We start from the raw sequence: 17,524 nt of genomic DNA on the forward strand, positions 1-17,524 counted from the left end.
GGGCTGTTGGGGGGCGGAGCCCCCCAACGCCCGGCCGGCGAGGCCAACGGGGCAAGGGGCGAAGCCCCATCAGGAACAGAAGAGGAACGATGGGAAAGACACAGACGGAGGAGACGCCTCAGCGCCATCGACACCCGTTGACCTGCCCAGGCTCGCACCCGATGTGGTACCGCACCCGCCGCCCCCGCACCCGCCGAGCAGGCGCCCGACACCCACGAGGCCGACACCCACGAGCAAGTGCCGCGAAAGCGGTACCCGCGCAAGCGGAGCCGCCATCAACGGACCCCGCGAAAGCGGAGCGGACATCAACGCACCCCGCGACAGCGGACCCGGCATCGGCGGAGTAGTCCACACCCGCGGACCCCGCGAAAGAATGGGCGGGAAACACGGGGCGTCAGCCCCGCCCGTGCCGCAACGCCGGATGCGCCCCAGCAGCGACAAGATCAGAAACGGCGGTACGGGGATCCTTCCCCGTCACCAGGGACTCCCCGACCAACACAGCGTCGGCCCCGTCATTCGCGTAGGCGATGAGATCGTGCGGCCCCCGCACACCAGATTCCGCGATCTTCACCACGTGATCGGGAATCTCAGGCGCGATGCGCGTGAAGTTGCCCCGGTCCACCTCAAGCGTCTTGAGATTCCGCGCGTTGACCCCAATGATCTTCGCGCCGGCATCGAGCGCCCGCTCGGTCTCCTCCTCGTCGTGGACCTCGACGAGCGGCGTCAGACCAATGGACTCGGCGCGCTCGATGAGCGAAACGAGCGCCTCCTGCTCCAGCGCGGCAACGATCAGCAGCACGATGTCGGCTCCGTGCGCACGCGCCTCCCACAACTGGTAGGCGGAGAACATGAAGTCCTTGCGCAGCACGGGAATGTCCACGCTCGCGCGGACCGCTTCAAGATCGGCGAGGGACCCGCCGAACCGCCGCTGCTCCGTGAGAACAGAGATGACCGCTCCACCACCCGCCTCGTAGGAGGCGGCAAGCGCCGCGGGGTCAGCGATGGCGGCGAGGGCGCCCTTCGACGGGCTGGACCGCTTGACCTCGCAGATCACGCGCACGCTGTCGCCCTTGAGGGCCGCGAGGCCATCCTTCGCGCGGGGCGCCTTGGCTGCGCGCTCCTTGAGTTCGTCGAGGCTGACGCGCTCCTGCCGCACGGCGAGGTCCTCACGTACGCCTTCGATGATCTCGTCGAGCACACTCACCGAGCGGCCCCCTTCTTGGCTGGGTGCGGACCCCCGCGCCGCGGTGCGGGGATGGTCAGGTTGGGCACTCCGATGGTATCCGCCGATGGACGGAGGACTCGCATCCGGTTGATCGTAATCCCACATAGCGGGACAAACCAATGGACTGATGTGAGCGCGGGCACACACGGTCAGGGGATGAGCGCGGTACCGAGGGGCGTGTTCCGGACAACCGTGAACGCCACCACGAGCGCACCCGCTGCCCACCCGTGCCAGGCCATGAGACGCGGGCGCAGCGGCAGCACGTAGGGCAGCCCACGCGCACGCCGTAGGAACCAGTGGGTCCAGAGCGCGGCGAAGGCGACGAAGAGGACGACAGCCAGCACATTCGCGTGCAGCGCCGAGGCGAGGTCGCCGTGTGCGACCGCGTACGCGCTGCGCAGCCCGCCGCAGCCGGGGCAGTAGATGCCGGTCACCGCGAGCAGCGGGCAGGCGGGGTAGTGGCCTGGCTGGTTCGGGTCGAACGAGGCCACATACACGAAGGCCGCGCCCACACCGGCGAGGGTGCCGATGGGCGCGGCCGTGCGCGGCACCGCTCTGCGCAGGCGGTACCGCAGCGTCGCTGCGTTCTGCCGCTCGGTCAGGAGCGTGCTTCCGCGTGTGTCTGCCTATGGGCCTGGAGCTGGGCCTCGGTCAGGCCGTTGGTCTTCGGCTGTCCGAGCCCGGCCGCACGCATCAGCCCACCGACGACGGCACCGATCAGGATGATCACTACAGAGGCCGCCACTCCGATCGGCTCCGCGAGCACCATGAAGACCGAGCCGACGCAGAAGCCGACGAAGGCGATGATCACGCCGGTCCACGCGGCCGGGGTGTGTCCGTGGCTGTTCGCCATGAATGCTCCTTGTGTCACTACCTAATGGGGCCACCCGGCCCGCTCATGGACATTGTCCCCCGCCCCCGCGTTCCCACCGGCACGGGGGTCGGCTGCGTTACGCGGTTCGGGTACGTCATGCGGTGCCGTGGGTGGGGTCCTCGCCTCGGTCGAGTGCCTTCCACAGGTCCTCGGGCCTGTCCGGATCGATCCGCTGGGGCCGTGCGGCGCGCTGCCGCAGCGGGGTGCGTTCGTAGCGGGCGCTGCCCGACATCGAGGGCCAGCCGCGGCCGTAACGGAGGGCCAGCAGACCGGCGATCACCAGCAGCGCGCCGCCCACGGCGGAGACATACGGCCAGGCCGTCAGGTCGACGGAGCCGACGCCGCTCTCCGCGAGGCCGCTGGCCTTGGCCGCCTTCTCGCTGAGCGCTCCGGTGTCATCGGCGCCGAGCAGCGCGGAGGCGAGGACACCGCCGCCACAGACGGTGAGCAGCGTGGCGACGACGAAGCGCGCGGCGCGGCGTACGGCGAAGACGGCGACCAGCGCGGCGAGGCCGACCAGGGCCAGCGCGCTCGGGAGCCCGGTGACCTCGCTGCCCTTGGCCCGTACGGGCACCTGGCCCTGCGCGAACTGGGCAGAGGACCCGCTCCAGGTCTGCCCGGCGGCGACCAGAGCGAGCGCGGCGCCGACGGCGCCGCACAGCAGCGCGAGCGCGAGCGCACGCCGACCGGCCCGGGACCGCGCGGCACCGGCGGCCCCGGCGACACCGACGGGCGGCCCCGCAGCATCCACCGCAGGCTCAGCGGGCTCCGCAGCCTCAACAGGCTCTACAGGCTCCGGGGCCTCCGCGGCAGGCTTCGGGATCTCAACGGAGCCCGGGGCCCCGGCAGGCCCCGCGGCCTCGGCGTGCTCTGCGGTCTCAGCGTGCACGTCGTGCGCGGCTGACCCGCCTTCCTCTTCGGGGGCGGGAGTTCGAGAAGTCACTCCTCCACGCTACCGCCGAGCCGCTCGGCCGTTCGGACCGCCCTCAGCACGGCAGCCGCCTTGTTGGCGCACTCGGCGTTCTCGGCCGCGGGGTCGGAGTCGGCGACGACACCCGCTCCTGCCTGCACGTAGGCGGTGCCGTCACGCAGCAGCGCCGTACGGATCGCGATGGCGGTGTCCGAGTCGCCCGCGAAGTCGAGATATCCGACACAACCGCCGTACACCCCGCGCCTGGTCGGCTCCAGCTCCTCGATGATCTGGAGGGCACGCGGCTTGGGCGCACCGGAGAGGGTGCCGGCGGGGAAGCACGCGGTGAGCGCGTCGAAGGCGCTGCGGCCCTCGGCGAGCTGCCCCGTTACGGTCGAGACGATGTGCATGACGTGGCTGTAGCGCTCGATGGACATGAAGTCGACGACCTCGACGCTGCCCGGCTCGCACACCCGGCCCAGGTCGTTGCGTCCGAGGTCGACGAGCATCAGGTGCTCGGCGCGTTCCTTCGGGTCGGCCAGCAGCTCGTCGGCCAGCTCGTTGTCCTGGCGCGGTGTGGCGCCACGGGGCCTGGTGCCCGCGATGGGGTGCATCATGGCGCGCCCGTTCTCGACCTTGACCAGCGCTTCGGGGCTGGAGCCGACGATGTCGAAACCGTCGAAGCGCAGGAGATACATGTACGGGCTCGGGTTGGTGGCGCGCAGCACGCGGTAGACGTCCAGCGCGCTCGCCCCGCAGGGCGCCTCGAACCGCTGGGAGGGCACCACCTGGAACGCCTCACCCGCGCGGATGCGCTCCTTGATGTCCTCCACCCATGCCTCGTAGGTCGCGCCGCCCGACTTCGCCTCGTAGCGCGGGAGTTCGGAGGCGGGCAGCGCCACCGGGGCGACCGGCGCAGGACGCGCCAGGTCGTCCGCCATCGCGTCCAGGCGCCGTACGGCGTCGGCGTGTGCCTCGTCCACGCCCGTGGCGAGGTCGTTGTGGTTGATGGCGTTGGCGATCAACAGCACCGTGCCGTCGCGGTGGTCGAGCACCGCGAGGTCGGAGGTGAGGAGCATCGTCAGTTCGGGCAGCCCGAGATCGTCCGCGGCGTGCGGGTTCCGGCCCACCTTCTCCAGGCGCTGGACGATGTCGTACCCGAGGTAGCCGACCATGCCGCCGGTGAACGGGGGCAGATCCGCGCCCTCGTGCAGGTCACGGGGTGTGTGCAGCGCCTCGACCGTCTCCCGCAGCGCCGCGAGCGGGTCACCGCTCGTGGGTACGCCCACCGGGGGTGTACCCAGCCAGTGCGCCTGTCCTTCGCGCACGGTCAGCGCCGCGTCGCTGCGTACGCCGATGAACGAGTAGCGCGACCACGTACGGCCGTTCTCCGCCGACTCCAGGAGGAAGGTGCCGGTGCGTTCGGCGGCCAGCTTCCGGTACAGGGCGATAGGGGTGTCACCGTCCGCGAGCAGGCGCCGGGTCACCGGGATGACCCGGCGGTCCTTCGCGAGGGTGCGGAACGTTTCGAGGTCGGGCGCGCAGGTCATGGTCGCTCACTCTACGTGCCCTTTCCCTACCGGAGGTTGGGGCAGAAGGAGCGGGGGCCACCGGCCCGGGAGACCCCGGGAGACGAGGAAAGGGATCAGCCGAGTGCCAGTTCGTCTGCGTCGAAGCACGTACGGGTGCCGGTGTGGCAGGCGGCGCCGACCTGGTCCACCTTCACGAGCACGGTGTCGGCGTCGCAGTCCAGCGCGACGGACTTCACATGCTGGACGTGCCCTGAGGTGTCGCCCTTCACCCAGTACTCGGAGCGGCTGCGGCTCCAGTACGTGGCGCGTCCGGACGCCAGCGTCCGCGCGAGTGCCTCGTCGTCCATCCACCCGAGCATCAGCACCTCCCCCGTGTCGTACTGCTGCGCGATGGCCGGGAAGAGCCCGTCGGCGTCGCGCTTGAGGCGGGCGGCGACGGCGGGGTCGAGGGAGGAGTTCTGGGGCATGCGTCCATTGTCCCGCACTGCCCTGCACGGTCCCGCACGCCGCTCTCCCGCAGGCCCTGCACCGTGCCGCACCCCGAAGCGGCCTGCCTCGGCCCACCGGAACGGCCCGTCCCGCACGCCGTTCCCGGCCCGTCCGCGCCGGGAACGGACAGGGAACGGGCAGGGAGCGCGCGGGGAGTGGACGGGGCCGGGAGCCCGGAGCGGGCACGATGCGGACCCGGATGGGCGGGAGGCGGGCCCGCGGGAACACGCGCCGCGTACACCCGGGCACACATCGCGCCAGAGCCGTACGCTTGCCGCATGTCGACCCATGCCAAGCGGGAACGCCTGCTGCTCGCAGACCTGTTGGAGACCAACGGCCCCGATGCCGCGACCCTGTGTGAGGGGTGGCACACCCGGGACCTGGCCGCGCACATCGTGGTGCGCGAGCGCCGCGGGGACGCGGCGGGCGGGATCCTGATCAAGCCACTCGCCGCTCGACTGGAGCGCGTACAGGCGGAGTTCGCCGCCAAGCCGTACGAGGAGCTGCTCCAGCTCATCCGTACGGGCCCGCCGAAGATGTCGCCGTTCGCACTCAAGCAGGTGGACGAGGCGGCGAACACGGTGGAGTTCTTCATCCACGCCGAGGACGTACGCCGCGCCCAGCCCGACTGGACACCGCGCGAGCTGGACTCGGTCTTCGAGGACGCGCTGTGGCGGCGCCTGGAGACCGGGGCGCGGATGTACGGGCGCAGGTCACCCGTCGGCCTCGTACTGCGCCGCCCCAACGGCCAGACCGCGGTGGCCCACAAGGGCGCCCCGGTCGTCACCGTCACGGGGTCGCCGTCCGAGCTGCTGCTGTTCGCCTCGGGGCGCCAGGAGAAGGCGGATGTCGAGCTGGACGGCGACAAGGAAGACATCGCCCGGCTGTACGCGGCCAAGCTCGGCCTCTGAGGCGGTCGCCGACGATCGCGTCGGCGGTCGGCGGTCGGTTCGCGGTCGCCGGTCGGTTCGCGGTCGGCGGTCGGTTCGCGGTCGCCGGTCGGTTCGCGGTCGCCGGTCGGTTCGCGGTCGCCGGTCGGTTCGCGGTCGGCGGTCGGCACCGCTGTCACGGACGGTACGGGAAGCTGTAGAGCCGGAGAGGTGCGGCACGGCGGCACGGCTCGCCCCCGCTCGGCGGCCCCGTTCCCCGGTGCCGCCACCTCTCCGCTTCCGCCGCCTCCGCCACCTCTCCGCCGCCCCCGCACCTCCCCCGCGCCGCTTCCGTCGTGCGGCGGTGCGCGGCCCAGCGGCGACCCAACTCGGCCGTTCCGGCGCCGAGTTCGGCCGGTTCGGCGGGGGTGCGCCGGAGTGGGTGGTCGGGGCCGGAGGCGGCTTCGGACCCACTCGCCCCATGGGTCCCGTTCCCCTGACGAGGTGTCCCCGAGTGGACCCCGAGGGGCCCGGAGTACCGGTCCGGGGCGGCTTCAGGGTGTTCCCGGATGGAGCGGGGGCCGGCGCACTGGAGTGTGGACGTATGACTTCCACTCCGCTCTCCCCCAGCCCCGCCGCCCGTGCCCCCCGCACCGTGCGGCCCTCCCGCAGGACCGTGCTGGGCGGTGTCGCCACGAGTACGGCGCTGGCCACCGTGGGCACCCCCGTCGCCATGGGCGCGGGGCACGCCCCCTCGCCCCGTACAGGCCCAGGTACCCGCTCCGGGCCCGGCTCCCGCGCGCTGCCGCCGCCCGACTCCGGTGCGCTGCGCGCCGCCATCGACGATCTGGAACACCCTCGCGCCACCGGCGCGCAGCTACGGGTCAGCGGCTCGGCCGGGCGCTGGTACGGCACCTCCGGGGTCGCCGACCTGCGCACCGGGCGGCCCGTCGGCCTGAACGACAAGGTACGCGCGGGCAGCGTCACCAAGGCGTTCGTGGCGACGGTGGCGCTCCAGCTCGCCGACGAGGGCCGGCTGCGGCTGGAGTCACCGGTACGGCACTACCTGCCGGGGCTGCTCCCGCCCGGGTTCGAGGCGCTCACGGTCGCCCATCTCCTCGGGCACACCAGCGGCCTGCCCGACCACGTAGGGCTGCCGGAACTGGACACTCCGGAGGCCGTGCTGCGCCACCGCTTCGACCGGTGGACGCCCCAACAGCTCGTGGCGACGGCGACCCGGCGCCCTCTCAAGTTCACACCGGGCACGCGTCAGGAGTACCGGGGCATCAACTACGTGCTCGCGGCCCTGGTGATCGAGCAGGTGACAGGGCGCCCGTACGGCGAGGAGGTCACCGCGCGCGTTCTGCGCCCGCTGCGCCTGGGCGACACCTCGTTCCCCGGCGCCGACCGCCGTATCCACGGCCGGCACATGCACGGCTACCTCGACATGACGGACGGCTCGCGCGAGGACGTGACGGAGTTCGACATGTCCGGCGCGTGGGCCGAGGGCGAGCTGGTCTCCACAACGGGCGACCTGCACCGTTTCCTCGCCGCGCTCTTCTCGGGCGCGCTGCTGCCCGAGCGGCAGCTACGGCGGATGTTCACGCTCCCCCCGGCGCACGTACGCATGCTGGACGGGAGCCCGGCGCGCTACAGCACGGGGCTCCAGACCGCGACGGTCGACGGGGTCACCTTCTGGGGCAAGACCGGCGAGCAGTACGGCTACGCGACCGGCATGTTCGCGACGCGCGACCAACAGCGGCGCCTGGTCTGGTCGTTCGGGCCCACACAGCACGGCGCCGACCCCTCGCCGATGAGCCGGCGGATCGTGAAAGCGGCGACCTCCCGGCACGTGGTGCGGTGAGGCGGGGTAGGGCGGGGCGGGGTGCCGGGTGCGCCGGGCACTGGGCGCCGCAACCGACAGCGGGGGCGCGTCAGGTCCCCGCCTCCGCGTCCCGTTCCGCGTCCCCGATCGCGTCCCCGCTCGCATCCGCGCTCGCGTCCGCTTCCGTCCCTGTCCCCGCTTCCGTCCCTGCCCCCGCCTCCGCGTCCGTCCCCGCGTCAGTCCCCACCTCCGCTTCCGACTCCAGAGCCAGCCGTTCGGTGAGGATGCGCTGCAGCTCGCGTGCGGCGCGCGGTGGCGAGACGTCGCCTCGGTGTGCGACCGAGATCGTGCGGTGCAGGCCCGGGTCGGCGAAGCGGGTCGTACGCAGGCCCGAGCGGGAGGCCACCATGCTGGGTACGACGGCCACGCCGAGACCGGCCCGGACGAAGCCGAGCACCGCGTCCATCTCGCCGCCCTCCACCCCGAAGACCGGCTCGAACCCGGCCTCGCGGCAGGCGGCGACGGTGAACTCGCGCAGGTCGTAGCCGCGCCTGAACATCGCGAGCGGCCGGTAGCGCAGGTCCTCCACGCGGATGCGGGAGTGGCGCACGGGGGGCGGTTCGTCCGGCGCTGAGACGACGACCAGTTCCTCGCGCAGCAGCTCGAACGTGGTCAGCGCGGGGCCCTGCGCGGCCAGCGGCGTGATGATCAGCGCGAGGTCCAGCTCGCCCGAGGCCAGCACGCGCACGAGGTCCTGCGAGCCGTCCTCGTGCACGACCAGGTCAACGCCGGGGTAGCGGTCGTGGAAGGCACGCAGCACATCGGGGACCATGCTCGCGCACAGGCTCGGCGGAGCCCCCAGCCGCACCCGGCCGCGCCGCAGCTGCGCGACCTCCTGGACCTCGCGGCGCGCGGTTTCCGTGTCGGCCAGCACACGGCGTGCCAGCGGCAGCAGGGCCTCGCCCGCGTCGGTGAGGGAGATGTGGCCCCGCGCCCTGTGGAACAGCTCGGCCCCCAACTCCCGTTCCAGCGCACGGATCTGCTGCGAGAGGGAGGGCTGCGCGACGTGTTCGCGCTGCGCGGCGCGCGTGAAGTGGAGGGTGTCGGCGACGGCGGCGAAGTACCGGAGCTGCTGGAGCTGCATGGGCCCCAGCATAGACATACGATAGCTGCGCGCTATCGGACGCAGCATTTCTATGTCTTGGACTGATGCTGGGTAGCGTACCTACGGTCAGTTGTCATGGCGACGACGGCTACGACCGGGACGACGGGAACGACGCAGACCGCGGGCTCTCCGGGGGCGGGGACAGCGGCGGGGCAGCAGTCACCCGGCGCGCAACAGGCACCGACCGCGAAACAGGCACAGCGGAACCAGCGGGCCCGCCCGCCCGCACCTCCCGGAGGCGGCGGCTTCCTGCGCACCCTGTGGGGCTCGACCATCGGCAAGAAGGTGGTCATGGCCGTCAGCGGCCTGGTGATGCTCGCCTATCTGGTCGCGCACATGCTCGGGAACCTCAAGGTCTTCTTCGGTCCGGGGGAGATGAACGGCTACGCGCACTGGCTGCGCACCTTCGGCGAACCGGTCCTGCACTACGAGTGGTTCCTGTGGGTCGTACGCGTGGTGCTGCTCGCGGCCGTGGTCCTGCACGGCGTCAGCGCGTACCAGCTCAGCCGCCGCGACATCGCAGCGCGCCCGGTGAAGTACCAGCACAAACGGCAGCGGACCAGTTACGCGACCCGCACCATGCGCTGGGGCGGGATCATCCTCACGCTGTTCATCGTCTGGCACCTCCTCGACCTGACCACCGGCACCGTCAACCCGCGCGGCCAGTCGGGGCACCCGTACGAGAACATCGTCGCCGCCTTCCGCACGTGGTACGCCAACGTCATCTACATCGTCGCGATGCTCGCCGTCGGGCTGCACATCAGGCACGGCTTCTGGAGCGCGGCGCAGACCCTCGGTGTGACCAAGCCCGGCACAGCGCGCGTACTGAAGGCCACCTCGAACGTCCTGGCCCTCGTCCTCACCCTGGGCTTCCTCTCCGTACCCCTCGGCGTCATGACGGGAGTAGTGAATTGAGCACCCCGTACGAGAGCTATGCGACCGGCGACCCGCTCGTCGACACCAAGGCACCCGGCGGGCCTGTCGCCGAACGCTGGGACCGGCGCCGCTTCGAGGCGAAGCTCGTCAACCCGGCCAACCGCCGCAAGCACACCGTCATCGTCGTCGGCACCGGGCTCGCGGGCGGCTCGGCGGGCGCCACGCTGGCCGAACAGGGTTACCACGTCGTGCAGTTCTGCTATCAGGACTCGCCGCGCCGCGCCCACTCCGTCGCCGCGCAGGGCGGCATCAACGCCGCCAAGAACTACCGCAACGACGGCGACTCCGTGCACCGGCTCTTCTACGACACCGTCAAGGGCGGCGACTTCCGCTCCCGCGAGTCCAACGTGCACCGGCTGGCCGAGATCTCCACCGAGATCATCGACCAGTGCGTCGCACAGGGCGTGCCCTTCGCGCGCGAGTACGGCGGACTGCTCGACACCCGCTCGTTCGGCGGCGTACAGGTCTCGCGCACCTTCTACGCGCGCGGCCAGACGGGCCAGCAACTCCTGCTCGGCGCCTATCAGGCGCTCTCGCGGCAGATCGCAGCGGGCAACATCGAGATGCACCCGCGCACCGAGATGCTCGACCTGATCGTCGTCGAGGGGCGGGCCCGTGGCATCGTCGCGCGGGACCTGGTCACCGGGCGTATCGACACCTACTTCGCTGATGCCGTGGTGCTGGCGACCGGCGGCTACGGCAACGTCTTCTACCTCTCCACCAACGCCAAGAACTCCAACACCAGCGCCATCTGGCGCGCGCACCGCAGGGGCGCCTACTTCGCCAACCCCTGCTTCACCCAGATCCACCCCACCTGCATCCCGCGCTCCGGCGAGCACCAGTCCAAGCTGACGCTGATGAGCGAGTCCCTGCGCAACGACGGCCGTATCTGGGTGCCCCAGCGGGCCGGCGACGCCCGTGCGCCGCAGGACATCCCCGAGGACGAACGGGACTACTACCTGGAGCGGCAGTACCCCTCCTTCGGCAACCTCGTGCCCCGCGACATCGCCTCGCGCGCCGCCAAGAACGTCTGCGACGAGGGCCGCGGCGTCGGCCCCGGCGGGCAGGGCGTCTACCTCGACTTCGCCGACGCGCTGGACCGTATGGGCCGCAAGGCCGTCGAGGAGAAGTACGGCAACCTCTTCGAGATGTACGCGCGGATCACGGCCGAGGACCCGTACGCCCGGCCCATGCGGATCTATCCCGCGATCCACTACACGATGGGCGGCCTGTGGGTCGACTACGACCTCCAGACCACGGTGCCGGGGCTGTTCGCCATCGGCGAGGCCAACTTCTCCGACCACGGCGCCAACAGGCTCGGCGCCTCCGCGCTGATGCAGGGGCTCGCCGACGGCTACTTCGTCCTGCCCGCCACCCTCAGCGACTACCTCGCGCGGCACCCGCACACCGGCCACGAGGACCTCGGCCCCGACCACCCCGCCGTGCACGAGGCCGTCTTCTCCGTCACCGACCGGCTCTACGCGCTGCTGTCCAACAACGGTGACCGCACCCCCGACTCCTTCCACCGCGAACTCGGCTCCCTGCTGTGGGACGAGTGCGGCATGTCACGCAACGAGGCGGGCCTGCGCAAGGCGCTGGACCGTATCCCGGAGCTGCGCGCCGAGTTCTGGCGGCGGATCAAGGTGCCGGGCTCGGGCGAGGCCCTCAACCAGTCGCTGGAGAAGGCCAATCGCGTGGCCGACCACCTGGAGCTGGCCGAACTGATGTGCCTGGACGCGCTGCACCGCACCGAGTCCTGCGGCGGCCACTTCCGCGAGGAGTCCCGCACCCCCGACGGTGAGGCGGCGCGCAAGGACGAGGAGTTCTCCTACGCCGCCGCCTGGGAGTTCACCGGCACGGGCACGCCTCCGGTCCTCCACCGCGAGGAACTGACCTTCGAGTACGTACACCCCACCCAGCGGAGCTACACGTGAGTGACCCGAGCATGAGGCTGACCCTGCGCATCTGGCGCCAGCAGGACCGGGACGAGCCCGGCGCGATGCGCACGTACGAGGTGGAGGACATCTCCCCCGACATGTCGTTCCTGGAGATGCTCGACACCCTCAACGAGGCGCTCATCCTCCAGGGCGAGGAACCCGTCGCCTTCGACCACGACTGCCGCGAGGGCATCTGCGGTGCCTGCGGCATGGTCATCAACGGCCAGGCACACGGCCCCGAACGCACCACCGCCTGCCAGCTGCACATGCGGCACTTCGCCGACGGCGACACCATCGACATCGAGCCGTGGCGTGCCGCCGCCTTCCCCGTCGTACGCGACCTGGTCGTCGACCGTTCCGCGCTCGACCGCGTCATCGGCGCCGGCGGCTACATCACGGCGCCCACCGGCAGCGCGCCCGAGGCGCACGCGACACCCGTGCCCAAGCCGACGGCCGACGACGCGTTCACGCACGCCGAGTGCATCGGCTGCGGCGCCTGTGTGGCCGCGTGCCCCAACGGGTCGGCGATGCTGTTCACCTCCGCCAAGGTCAACCACCTCAACGCGCTGCCGCAGGGGGCGCCTGAGCGGGGGACGCGTGTGCTGGACATGGTGGGGCAGATGGACGCCGAGGGCTTCGGCGGCTGCACTCTCGCGGGAGAGTGCGCCACCGCTTGCCCCAAGGGGATTCCGCTGCCCTCCATCGCCGCGATGAACCGGGAGTTCCTCCGCGCCGTGCGCTGAGCGCTGGGCTTTTGGCGCCTATGTGGTGCCGCCTGTGTGTTGCGTGCCCGTCGGTCGTGGCTCAGCGCGCCGTTCCCCGCGCCCCTTGCGGGGCGGGGGGGGCCGCTTGCGTGTTGGCTGCCCGTCCGTGGGGTCTCTCAGAGGAACTCCGTGGCCGTGTCCAGGGCCTCGTCGATCCACTCGCGCCAGGTGGTGCGGCGGTTGCCGCGGGGCCGGACGACGGTGATCTCGCCCAGGTAGGCCGTGCCCTTCACATGTACGCGGGGCGCGCCCGGCGGTACGTCGTGGGTGCGGCGGCGGGTGCGGTCGCGGACCGAGCCCGAGGTCTCCACCGTCACGCCCTCGGGCACGATCAGTTTCACGTCACCCGCCCACGCCTTCGCCGTGACCCGCAGTTCACCCGAGGGCGGGGCCTGGGCGTGGGCGAGGTTCAGGGTGAGGTCGCCCAGGACGGCGGTGGCCTCGACCTCGCCGGACGTTCCGAGCGCGGGGCTCTCGTGCGTGACATCGCCTGTCGTGGCGCGGAAGACGGCGGGGCCCTTGGTGAGCCGGGCCTGCCGCGTCTCCTGGCCGGGCTGCGGGAGGTCGGCGGCGATGCGGTCGAGGTCGTCGCGGTGGCGGGCCAGAAAGGCGGCCTCACTGCGGTCGGCAAGCTCCTCCAGGGTCAGCCTGCCCTCGGCCGTCGCCTGGCTCAGCCGCTCCACGACCGCTTCGCGCTCGGCGTCCGAGGCCCGCATCCGGGGCGTCCGCTGCCCCGTCCCGTGGCGCTCCGGCCGGTGTCCCCCGGTGACGTCTGCGGGCATGGTGTCCACCTCCTGTACCCCTCCAGGGCACCACGGACCTGCACGTCCCCGCATCGCCGGGCGGTACGAGATCGACTCCGGCCCGTACATCGAAAGGGGCAGAGCCCGCTTAGGCTGGCGCCGTGTCCGCACCGCGCGCGGCCCGTAACGGGCCCACCTTCCGTGAACTCGCCGTACAGGCGCTGTCCTCCGTCGAGCACGGCTACGACCTGCTGGCGCCGAAGTTCGACCGCACGCCCTACCGCACCCCCGACGCCGTCCTCGACGCGACGGCACGCGCACTGCGCCCGTACGGCCCGTTCGGCGCCGGGCTCGACCTGTGCTGCGGCACGGGCGCCGGCACCCGCGTGCTGCGTGAGGTGTGCGGTGGACGGGTCGCGGGGGTCGACTTCAGTACGGGCATGCTGGCGCGGGCCCGCGAGGCCGCCCCGGAGGCGGACTGGGTACGCGGCGAGGCCCACGCGCTGCCCTTCGCGCCCGGCGCCTTCGACCTCGTCGTGAGCTTCGGCGCACACGGCCACTTCCTGCCGGCCGAGCACCCGCACCTGTTCGCCCAGGTACGGGCCACGCTCAGCGCGGGCGGCCACCTGGCCTTCCCGCTGGCCGCTCCCCCGCGCCCCGGAACGGCCCCGTACTGGTCGCTGCTGGCCTTCGACGCGGCGATGCGGGTACGGAACGCCGTGTGGCGGCCACCGTTCGTCATGTACTACCGCACCTGGCCCCTGTCGGGCGTACGGCGGGAACTGCGCGAGGCCGGCTTCGCCGTCACTCTGCACCCCCTGCCCGAGCTGGGCTCCCGCGAGGACGGCTCCCCGCGCTGCCGCCTGGTGCTGGCCACCAAGCTGCCGGACCTGCCGGACCAGGCCGTGTCAGCCGGTACGCCGTAGCGTCCTGCGCAGCACGACACCGCCGATTCCGGCCAGCGCCCAGAAGCCGCTCGTGGGCATCGCCGCAGCGCCCACGGCGCCGATACCGGTCAGCACGGTGCCCGCGGCGCGCTGCGCCGGGACATCGCCGTTCTCCTCGGCCGAGCGCAGCAGCCGTCCGCCCAGCCAGAGCGCCGGCGTGGCCGCCATGAACCAGAAGGCCGCCGCCCTGTCACCCCGTTCGGGCACGGAGCCGACTCCGGCGCGCACCGTCTCCGCCAGCACATCGCGGTAGAGCACCGCGCCGATCGTCCCGTGCGCGAGCGCCGTGATCTGGACCCAGCGCCCCGCCGACCGCATCGAACCCGCCGAAATCTGCTTCATGTGGCGAATCGTAGTCAGCGAGGCAGTAGTTGAGCGCGGTGCCCCCTGCCCGGACGGGCGGGAGTTGAGCACGGCACCCACCCCGTCACCACATGGGGCCCGAAGGGGCGGGGGGGAACTGCGCCACCGGCCCACGCGCGCCCGCGGACCGCACACCACGGGCAGGGGCAGACGCAGAGCGGAAGGGCCCCGTGAGGAGCAGGCTCAGCGCACCGGGTGGCCTGCCGCGCGCAGGGTGGACTTGACCTCGCCGATGCGCAGGTCGCCGAAGTGGAAGACCGAGGCGGCGAGCACCGCGTCAGCGCCCGCTTCAACGGCGGGCGGGAAGTGCCCCGTCCCACCGGCGCCGCCCGAGGCGATCACGGGCAGGGACACATGGCGGCGCACGGCGGCGATCATCTCCGTGTCGTAGCCGTCCTTCGTGCCGTCCGCGTCCATGGAGTTGAGCAGGATCTCTCCCGCGCCCAACTCGGCGGCACGGTGCGCCCATTCGACGGCGTCGATGCCCGCGCTCCGGCGCCCGCCGTGCGTGGTGACCTCGAAGGAGCCGTCGGACGTACGCCGCGCGTCCACCGACAGGACGAGCACCTGGCTGCCGAACCGTTCGGCGATCTCCCTGATCAGCTCGGGCCTGGCGATGGCGGCGGTGTTCACGCCCACCTTGTCGGCCCCGGCACGCAGCAGCTTGTCCACGTCCTCGGCCGTGCGCACACCGCCGCCCACCGTCAGCGGGATGAACACCTGCTCCGCCGTGCGCCGCACCACGTCGTACGTCGTCTCGCGGTCGCCGGACGAGGCGGTGATGTCGAGGAACGTCAGCTCGTCGGCGCCCTCGGCGTCGTACACCTTCGCCATCTCGACCGGATCGCCCGCGTCGCGCAGGTTCTGGAAGTTGACGCCCTTGACGACCCGGCCGCCGTCCACGTCCAGGCAGGGAATGACTCGGACCGCCAGGGACATTCTGTTCAAGCTCCTCTGTACGCTTCCACCTCGACCTCGACGACCATGCTGGGGTCGACGAAGCCCGAGACGATGACCATCGAGGCGGCCGGGCGGACCGCGTCGAACAGTTCCTTGTGGGCGCGGCCGACCTCCTCCACGTCCCGTGCGTGGGTGACGTACATCCGCGTACGCACCACGCTGTCCGCACCGAGCCCGAGGCCCTTCAGCGCGTCCAGGGCGACCCCGAACGCGGTGACGGCCTGCTCGTACGGGCCTCCGTCGACGAACTGGCCGTTCTCGACGGAGGCACAACCGGCCACCAACACCAGGCCGTTGGGCAGTTCCACTGCCCGTGAGTAACCGAAGGAGTCCTCCCAGGGACCCCCGGACGCGACCCGGTGTATTCCGGCCATCAGCCAACCGCCTCCAAAGCCTCTTCCAAGGTGAACGCCTTGGCGTAGAGGGCCTTGCCGACGATGGCACCCTCGACGCCCTCCTGTACAAGGGACGCGATGGCCCGCAGATCGTCAAGGGACGAGACTCCGCCACTGGCCACAACCGGCCGGTCGGTGACGGCGCAGACATTGCGCAGCAGTTCCAGGTTGGGCCCCTGGAGAGTGCCGTCCTTGGCGATGTCCGTGACGACGTAACGGGCGCAGCCCTCGGCGTCGAGCCGCTCCAGCGTCTCGTAAAGGTCACCGCCGTCCCGGGTCCAGCCGCGTCCGCGCAGGGTCGTACCGCGTACGTCGAGACCGACGGCGATCTGGTCGCCGTGCTCGGCGATGATCTTCGCGACCCACTCGGGGGACTCCAGCGCCGCCGTACCCAGATTGACCCGGGTGCAGCCGGTGGCCAGCGCAGCCGCCAGCGAGGCGTCGTCCCGGATGCCGCCCGACAGCTCGACCTTCAGGTCCATGGCGTTCGCGACCTCGGCGATCCGGGCCCGGTTGTCGCCGGTGCCGAACGCCGCGTCCAGGTCGACCAGATGGAGCCACTCGGCGCCCGCACGCTGCCAGGCCAGCGCCGCGTCCATCGGGTCACCGTAGGAGGTCTCGGAACCGGACTCCCCGTGCACGAGACGCACCGCCTGGCCGTCACGGACATCGACGGCGGGCAGGAGTTCGAGCTTGCTCACGGCGGCGCTCTTGGGGCTCATAGCGTTTCGATCCAATTGGTCAGCAGGTGCGCTCCGGCGTCGCCGGACTTCTCGGGGTGGAACTGGGTGGCCCACAGCGGACCGTTCTCGACGGCGGAGACGAACGGCTGCCCGTGTGTCGTCCAGCTCACCTTGGGCGCTGCCATGGCCGGGTTGTCCGACTCCAGCTCCCAGTCGTGCACGGCGTAGGAGTGCACGAAGTAGTAGCGCTCGTCGGCCGGCAGGCCCGCGAACAGGCGGGTGCCCTCGGGTGCCTCGACCGTGTTCCAGCCCATGTGCGGTACGACCTCGGCCTTGAGCGGGCCCACCGTGCCGGGCCACTCGTCCATGCCCTCCGCCTCCTGGCCGTGCTCGATGCCCCGCGAGAAGAGGATCTGCATGCCCACGCAGATCCCCATGACGGGCCGACCGCCGGCCAGCCTGCGCCCGATGACCCAGTCACCCCGCGCGGCGCGCAGCCCCTCCACACAGGCGGCGAAGGCACCGACGCCGGGTACGAGCAGGCCGTCCGCTTTCATGGCCCTGTCGTAGTCACGGGTGATCTCGACCTCGGCGCCCGCGCGTTCGAGGGCGCGCTCGGCCGAACGGACGTTCCCGAAGCCGTAGTCGAAGACGACGACGCTCTTCTTGCCGCCCGCGCTCATGACCACCACTCCAGCCGCAGCACACCGGCCAGCAGCGCCATGACGGCCCCGATACCGAGCAGCACGACCACACCTGTGGGCAGCTTCTGCTTCCAGAACGAGAAAGCGCCGCCGGCCAGGAAGAGCCCGACGAAGATGAGGATCGCCGAGAGCCCCGTCACAGCACTTCTCCGTTCGCTTCTCCGCCCGCGCGGCAGCGTGCGGGCATCGTCCCTGTCTGCGGC

At 71.7% G+C, this 17,524-nt stretch carries 20 protein-coding genes and 1 pseudogene; 6 read left to right on the plus strand and 15 right to left on the minus strand.

All coding sequences use genetic code 11. From position 1 onward, the window contains the following. Positions 1-118: 118 nt before the first annotated feature. The 7 genes and pseudogenes from trpM to hisI form a co-directional block, all read right to left on the minus strand. Positions 119-244, minus strand: a pseudogene (gene trpM, locus NMN56_RS43315) (tryptophan biosynthesis modulator TrpM); the annotation flags it as partial. A 150-nt stretch (positions 245-394) separates the two neighbouring features. Continuing rightward, a complete protein-coding gene (gene trpC, locus NMN56_RS25605) occupies positions 395-1,204 on the minus strand; it encodes an indole-3-glycerol phosphate synthase TrpC (RefSeq protein WP_274041737.1) in 810 nt (269 codons plus the stop codon). A gap of 170 nt (positions 1,205-1,374) precedes the next feature. Further along, positions 1,375-1,776 (minus strand): DUF2752 domain-containing protein, encoded by a 402-nt coding sequence (locus NMN56_RS25610; RefSeq protein ID WP_274041738.1) that lies wholly within the window; start codon positions 1,774-1,776, stop codon positions 1,375-1,377. A 47-nt stretch (positions 1,777-1,823) separates the two neighbouring features. Beyond that, positions 1,824-2,078, minus strand: coding sequence for an HGxxPAAW family protein (locus tag NMN56_RS25615; protein WP_274041739.1), 255 nt, complete (start codon positions 2,076-2,078; stop codon positions 1,824-1,826). Positions 2,079-2,193: 115 nt separating this feature from the next. Beyond that, positions 2,194-2,850, minus strand: coding sequence for a TIGR02234 family membrane protein (locus NMN56_RS25620; RefSeq protein WP_274041946.1), 657 nt, complete (start codon positions 2,848-2,850; stop codon positions 2,194-2,196). 188 nt (positions 2,851-3,038) lie between these two features. After that, positions 3,039-4,559 (minus strand): anthranilate synthase component I, encoded by a 1,521-nt coding sequence (locus tag NMN56_RS25625; RefSeq protein ID WP_274041740.1) that lies wholly within the window; start codon positions 4,557-4,559, stop codon positions 3,039-3,041. 95 nt (positions 4,560-4,654) lie between these two features. Continuing rightward, a complete protein-coding gene (gene hisI / locus NMN56_RS25630) occupies positions 4,655-5,008 on the minus strand; it encodes a phosphoribosyl-AMP cyclohydrolase (RefSeq protein WP_274041741.1) in 354 nt (117 codons plus the stop codon). 300 nt (positions 5,009-5,308) lie between these two features. On the opposite strand from hisI, the gene NMN56_RS25635 reads away from it, so the two are divergent. Further along, the gene (locus NMN56_RS25635; RefSeq protein WP_274041742.1) at positions 5,309-5,941 is read left to right on the plus strand and encodes a TIGR03085 family metal-binding protein; all 633 of its coding nucleotides are present in this window, start codon (positions 5,309-5,311) and stop codon (positions 5,939-5,941) included. A 562-nt stretch (positions 5,942-6,503) separates the two neighbouring features. Then, on the plus strand, positions 6,504-7,763 hold the full coding sequence (locus tag NMN56_RS25640; protein ID WP_274041743.1) for a serine hydrolase domain-containing protein: 1,260 nt from the start codon (positions 6,504-6,506) through the stop codon (positions 7,761-7,763). Positions 7,764-7,833: 70 nt separating this feature from the next. Here the strand turns inward: NMN56_RS25640 and NMN56_RS25645 are convergent, their stop codons facing one another. Next, positions 7,834-8,868, minus strand: a complete 1,035-nt coding sequence (locus tag NMN56_RS25645; RefSeq protein ID WP_274041947.1) for a LysR family transcriptional regulator — start codon at positions 8,866-8,868, stop codon at positions 7,834-7,836. A gap of 312 nt (positions 8,869-9,180) precedes the next feature. Between NMN56_RS25645 and NMN56_RS25650 the strand changes: the two genes are divergently transcribed. From NMN56_RS25650 to NMN56_RS25660, 3 genes are read left to right on the plus strand one after another with little or no spacing between them, the layout of a single operon-like run. After that, on the plus strand, positions 9,181-9,804 hold the full coding sequence (locus NMN56_RS25650; RefSeq protein ID WP_430542706.1) for a succinate dehydrogenase cytochrome b subunit: 624 nt from the start codon (positions 9,181-9,183) through the stop codon (positions 9,802-9,804). Next, a complete protein-coding gene (locus NMN56_RS25655) occupies positions 9,801-11,759 on the plus strand; it encodes a fumarate reductase/succinate dehydrogenase flavoprotein subunit (protein ID WP_274041744.1) in 1,959 nt (652 codons plus the stop codon). Before NMN56_RS25650 ends, NMN56_RS25655 begins: the two co-directional genes overlap by 4 nt. Positions 11,760-11,770: 11 nt before the next feature. Continuing rightward, the gene (locus NMN56_RS25660) at positions 11,771-12,505 is read left to right on the plus strand and encodes a succinate dehydrogenase/fumarate reductase iron-sulfur subunit (RefSeq protein WP_274041949.1); all 735 of its coding nucleotides are present in this window, start codon (positions 11,771-11,773) and stop codon (positions 12,503-12,505) included. Between the two features lie 137 nt (positions 12,506-12,642). On the opposite strand, the gene NMN56_RS25665 is transcribed toward NMN56_RS25660, so the two are convergent. Next, positions 12,643-13,308, minus strand: a complete 666-nt coding sequence (locus tag NMN56_RS25665; protein ID WP_274041745.1) for a DUF1707 domain-containing protein — start codon at positions 13,306-13,308, stop codon at positions 12,643-12,645. A gap of 122 nt (positions 13,309-13,430) precedes the next feature. On the opposite strand from NMN56_RS25665, the gene NMN56_RS25670 reads away from it, so the two are divergent. Next, positions 13,431-14,195, plus strand: coding sequence for a class I SAM-dependent methyltransferase (locus NMN56_RS25670; protein ID WP_274041746.1), 765 nt, complete (start codon positions 13,431-13,433; stop codon positions 14,193-14,195). Here NMN56_RS25670 and NMN56_RS25675 read toward each other — a convergent pair. The 6 genes from NMN56_RS25675 to NMN56_RS25700 all read right to left on the minus strand — a co-directional run bounded on the left by NMN56_RS25675 (position 14,178) and on the right by NMN56_RS25700 (position 17,461). Continuing rightward, positions 14,178-14,558, minus strand: a complete 381-nt coding sequence (locus NMN56_RS25675) for a DUF6463 family protein (RefSeq protein WP_274041747.1) — start codon at positions 14,556-14,558, stop codon at positions 14,178-14,180. The two genes, NMN56_RS25670 and NMN56_RS25675, sit on opposite strands and share 18 nt — an antisense overlap. Before the next feature lie 204 nt (positions 14,559-14,762). After that, on the minus strand, positions 14,763-15,518 hold the full coding sequence (gene hisF, locus NMN56_RS25680) for an imidazole glycerol phosphate synthase subunit HisF (RefSeq protein ID WP_274041748.1): 756 nt from the start codon (positions 15,516-15,518) through the stop codon (positions 14,763-14,765). A gap of 5 nt (positions 15,519-15,523) precedes the next feature. Then, on the minus strand, positions 15,524-15,913 hold the full coding sequence (locus tag NMN56_RS25685) for a RidA family protein (RefSeq protein WP_274041749.1): 390 nt from the start codon (positions 15,911-15,913) through the stop codon (positions 15,524-15,526). Beyond that, entirely contained in the window at positions 15,913-16,635 is a 723-nt protein-coding gene (gene priA / locus NMN56_RS25690; protein WP_274041950.1) for a bifunctional 1-(5-phosphoribosyl)-5-((5-phosphoribosylamino)methylideneamino)imidazole-4-carboxamide isomerase/phosphoribosylanthranilate isomerase PriA, read from the minus strand. Before priA ends, NMN56_RS25685 begins: the two co-directional genes overlap by 1 nt. 17 nt (positions 16,636-16,652) lie before the next feature. After that, the gene (gene hisH / locus NMN56_RS25695; RefSeq protein ID WP_274041750.1) at positions 16,653-17,300 is read right to left on the minus strand and encodes an imidazole glycerol phosphate synthase subunit HisH; all 648 of its coding nucleotides are present in this window, start codon (positions 17,298-17,300) and stop codon (positions 16,653-16,655) included. After that, complete coding sequence (locus NMN56_RS25700) at positions 17,297-17,461, minus strand: hypothetical protein (RefSeq protein ID WP_274041751.1); 165 nt, start codon at positions 17,459-17,461, stop codon at positions 17,297-17,299. The genes hisH and NMN56_RS25700 overlap by 4 nt, the downstream gene beginning before the upstream one ends. Between the last annotated feature and the right edge of the window lie 63 nt (positions 17,462-17,524).

The organism is Streptomyces iconiensis, from assembly GCF_028657195.3.
Classification (GTDB): Bacteria; Actinomycetota; Actinomycetes; order Streptomycetales; family Streptomycetaceae; genus Streptomyces; species Streptomyces iconiensis.